Raw genomic sequence first — 2,845 nt, 5'->3', positions numbered from 1 at the left:
GGTTCACCGAACGGGGCACGCCCCTGGGAGTCCAGTTCGTAGGACCCCAGTTCTCCGAGGACAAGCTGCTCGCCGCAGGGGACGCATTCCAGCATGCAACGGACCACCATCGACGCCACCCGGCACTCGACAATCCGGAATCCTGATCGTCACCTATCGGGCCGAGCAGAACCCTGCAGTTCAGCGAACAGCCAGTCGAGCGTTGCAGATGAAGGTCGGTGACCACCGCCGTCCACCGGATGAAATTCGCAGTTCGGAATCAGGCCGGCATAGCGTCGTGCGGCGGATAGCGGAGCGTTGACGTCCTGAGTTCCGTGGACCCAACGGACATCCGCCTGCACGTCTCCCGGATCGAACCCCCAGTTCCTGGCGAAAACGCTGCTGTAGTCGACCACCATCCCATCAGCGCCTGGCACCAGGGCATCGCGGATCGCAGCGTCGGGCTCACCGATGAGCTCACCTGAGAGGATCGCCCGCCGTACATCAGCTACCAATCCTTCCAGGGCGTCCCCACTGACCGGGAGCTTTCCTCCAGCGGTAACGGTTGACGCCGCAAGGTGATTCGCGGCGGTGTGCAGCCGTCGGTTCACGTCGATGAGCGTTTCCGCCTCGTCCGGTTCCATCGGAGCGATTCCGGAGAAGACTCCTACCGCATCCACGTCCTGCGGATATCCGGCGGCGAAGGCCAGCCCGTACGGCGCACCTCCGGACCCGGCGATGACAAGAGCCCGAGCGTCCTCTGCTGGACGAATGCGCTCCCACAGTTCGTGCAGATCAGCGGAGAAGTGCATCAGTCCCCCGCCGGATACCGGGCGGTGCGGCTCCGGCGGCCGGCTGGAACTTCCGCCGTATCCTGGCCTGTCGGGGCAGGCGACATGGAGCCGGTTACGTTCGAAGAAGTCGGCATAGGCCGCTCCGCTCAGCCGGCCACCCGGTGTGCCGTGGAGGAAGAACGCAGGCCGTCCCGATGGGTCCCCGTACCATGCCCAGGCCAGTGTTCGTCCATCGGGAAGCGTCATAAGCTGCGCATCAGTCATGCGTGGTCCTCACGCCTGCTACATCACGAAAGCCGGACTCTCCCAACCGGCGCAGGATGCCCACCTGAGCCTCGACTGCGGAGTGAAGGGTGTCCACAGCCACCGACTCATTGGCAGCGTGGGCGTTGGACTCAGGGTCCTGCACTGCGGTGATCAACGGCACTAGGCCGGGGAACTCGGTCGTCAGCGTATCGACGAAGGGAATGCCACCGCCCACACCCATGGTGACGGCGGACTGCGAGTACGCCTGCCCCAGCTCGGCAAGGGCGAGCCTGATGACTGCATCGGCGGACCCCCCGCCCCCGGACCCTGCGCTCCATCCTCTGCCCACGTTGACCGGAACAATGTCGAGCTCCGCGCCCGCACGATTGTGCTGCGCCAGATGCTCGGACACGCATTCCAAAGCCACCTGAGGATCCAGCGAAGGCGGCAATCGGAGGCTCACAACCGCCTGCGCGGTGGGCGTCAGAATATTCGTCGCTTCGGCCACGCGCGGTGCGTCGATGGCCAGGACGGTCAAGCACGGTTGGGTCCACAGTTCAGCGGCAAGCCGCCGCCCGTCTGCCTTTGCAGTCGAGGACGAGGCCATGCCATCCGTGCCCGCACCGCCCTGGGCTTGGCCGCCTATTTCGGGCGCACCGCCGGCCAGACGCAATCCCGGCACGGTCCCCGCGGCCGCGGCCACCTCGGCCATGGTTGCGGCAGCACTGGGGTTGGCAGGGGCCGGATCGGCTACGATGCCGGGGACCGCAACCCTGCCATCCTCATCGACGAGGGAGTCGAGCAGGTGGACCAGCGTTCCCAGCGCATCGGGCAGGGCACCGCCGAAGATGCCGGAGTGCACGGCTCGTTCGGCAGTACGGACCCCGATCCTGATCCCCAAAATGCCCCGAAGGGAATCAGTCAGCGACGGCACGCCCACATCGGAGTTCACCGCATCGGGCAGTAGCGCGACATCTGCTCGCAGGAGGTCACGATGCCGGTGCACGATCCGCTCGAGAGAGGGAGAGGCGACTTCTTCTTCGCCCTCGATGAGCACCGCCACGGTCACCAGGAGCGACCCCATCAGCCGGCGCAGGGTCTCCAGGTGGACGACAATGCCTCCCTTGTCATCAGCGGCTCCGCGCCCAGCCATCCGAGTGCCCCGACCGGCCTCATCCGCTGGGCATTCCGTGAGTTCGAAGGGGTCACCCTCCCATTCGTCGGCCACCACGGGCTGTACGTCGTGGTGGGCGTAGAGCAGAACGGCGGGAGCCCCCTCGGGCCCTTCTCGCCGACCGATCACTGCTGGAGCCCCACCTTCGGTCACGACGGAGCAGGGCACGCCCACTTCCGTGAACATCTCGGCGACCAATCGGGCCGAGGCCGCAACCTGTTCCGCACGTTCCGGTGCGGAACTTATGGAGGGGACTTCAACGAGTCGCTGCAGGTCCGAGAGCATCCGCCGTTCCGCGCTGTTCCGAGCAGTGGATTGTGTCGTTGTCACTTCGTATCGCCTCGCTCCGTGAAGAGAATCTGTCGAATCGCCGCCATTCCGATATCGATCTGCACGTCAACGACCGTACCGATGCCGGTGGCTTGCAGTCCGCATCCGTCCAGCCAGGCCTGTCCGGCCTCGAAGCGGGCGAGCGCAGCCGTCACGACATCTTCCGGGGCCGCGTGCCGACGCAGGGCCTGGAGCAGCATGCCGGCGTAACGTTGCGGGACACTGTGGGCCAACATGACGATCCAGCGCCGAATGTCTGCAGCGGTGGCCGGCTCGTCCATTCCCTCGGCCTGAGCCGTGGCTAGCATGAGCGCGTTGAGCC

3 protein-coding genes are annotated in these 2,845 nt (G+C 66.0%); all 3 read right to left on the bottom strand.

Annotated features, from left to right (window positions below; all coding sequences use genetic code 11):
* Nucleotides 1-149: 149 nt before the first annotated feature.
* A complete protein-coding gene (locus Q0A15_RS02100) occupies nt 150-1,037 on the bottom strand; it encodes an alpha/beta hydrolase (RefSeq protein ID WP_291277887.1) in 888 nt (295 codons plus the stop codon).
* Nucleotides 1,030-2,523 carry a M20/M25/M40 family metallo-hydrolase gene (locus Q0A15_RS02095; protein ID WP_291277886.1) on the bottom strand — a complete coding sequence of 498 codons (1,494 nt, stop codon included), beginning with the start codon at nt 2,521-2,523 and terminating at the stop codon, nt 1,030-1,032. Before Q0A15_RS02095 ends, Q0A15_RS02100 begins: the two co-directional genes overlap by 8 nt.
* Nucleotides 2,520-2,845, bottom strand: a 326-nt coding sequence (locus Q0A15_RS02090; protein ID WP_291277885.1) for a hypothetical protein, incomplete at its 5' end; no start/stop codon positions are given. The genes Q0A15_RS02090 and Q0A15_RS02095, both read right to left, overlap by 4 nt.

Source organism: Galactobacter sp., from assembly GCF_022712295.1.
GTDB lineage: Bacteria > Actinomycetota > Actinomycetes > Actinomycetales > Micrococcaceae > Galactobacter.
This window is presented reverse-complemented; position numbering and strand designations above follow the sequence as displayed.